Source organism: Psychrobacter communis (assembly GCF_014836505.1).
Lineage (GTDB): Bacteria > Pseudomonadota > Gammaproteobacteria > Pseudomonadales > Moraxellaceae > Psychrobacter > Psychrobacter faecalis.
This window is the reverse complement of sequence record NZ_JACSQR010000078.1, coordinates 1-1267: the sequence shown is the minus strand read 5'-3', so window position 1 is coordinate 1267 and position 1267 is coordinate 1. Positions and strand designations below refer to the sequence as shown.

General features: G+C 44.8%; 1 protein-coding gene. It reads left to right on the top strand.

The window, feature by feature from the left end:
* The first annotated feature begins 65 nt into the window (after positions 1 to 65).
* A protein-coding gene (locus H9653_RS12340) for an IS3 family transposase (protein WP_191692584.1) occupies positions 66 to 1255 on the top strand; the annotation gives its coding sequence in 2 pieces (ribosomal slippage) (positions 66 to 324 and positions 324 to 1255; 1191 coding nt in all).
* Positions 1256 to 1267: the final 12 nt, after the last annotated feature.

The window sequence follows — 1267 nt, the reverse complement described above, 5'->3', positions numbered from 1 at the left end:
TGTAGTGGCATAATAAAATTGGACAGCTTCTAAGAGGTTATAATAACCCAAAGAAGGAAACTAGTATGACCAACAAACGCAATCAATATACCCGAGAATTCAAGCTTGAAGCCATCAGCTTAGTGACTGAGCATAAGCGTAAAATACCTGATGTAGCAAGCTCACTTGGCATTGGCAAATCCACCCTGCAGAAATGGCTGAGTCAGTATCGACAAGAAACGAATGGCCAAGCACCTAAAGTCGGCAACGCTTTAACGGATGAACAACGCGAGCTACAAGAATTGCGTAAGCAGGTTAAGCGACTCACTATGGAGCGCGACATATTAAAAAAGGCTTCTGCTCTGCTGGCCTTGGACAGCCTGAACGGCTATCGCTGATAAGCAAGCTTGCAGAGCAAGACAAAAGCGTCAGTAAACGCCGACTATGTGACTTATTTGGCATCATTAAAAGCAGCTACTACTATGGCACACAGACTAAGCCTATCGATATTGAACGTGTCAAACTCAAAGCCTTGATACGTCAAATATTCAATGACTCCAAACAATCAGCTGGGGCTCGCACCATTGTCGCCATCCTGTGGAATGAGCACAGTATTAGGCTAACGCGTTACTTAGCTGCCAAGATTATGAAGCAAATGAAACTGGTCAGTTGCCAGCTCAAGACCCACAAATACAAGCACGCTGATCAGGAACATAAAACCCATGACAACCTTTTAAAACGCAGATTTAGCCCAACGGCGCCCAACCAAGTCTGGACGGGCGATGTCACTTATATTCGCATTAAAGGCGGCTGGTGTTACCTAGCCGTTGTTTTAGACCTGTACGCCCGTCGTGTGGTGGGCTTTAGTGTCTCAGACTCACCCGATAGTATTCTGACAGGTAACGCTCTGAAAATGGCGTATCAGACGAGACTCAAACCAAGTGGTGTGTTATTTCACTCAGATCAGGGCACGCATTACACCAGTAAGAAATTTGCTGAATCAATCGATGATTGCGACGGTATGACACAGAGTATGAGCCGTCGTGGAAATTGTTGGGATAACGCCCCAACTGAGCGCTTCTTTAGAAGCTTCAAAACAGAGTGGATGCCAAAGGGCGGTTATGAGAATATCGCTGAGGCTAAAAGTGCCATTAGTGATTATATCTGGGGCTACTATCAAACCGTGAGACCGCACACTTTCAACAATTATTTAACACCAGCTGAAACAGAAAGACGTTACTTTAATCAAAACCTCTTATCAGGTGTCCTAAATTAGTTGACCACTACA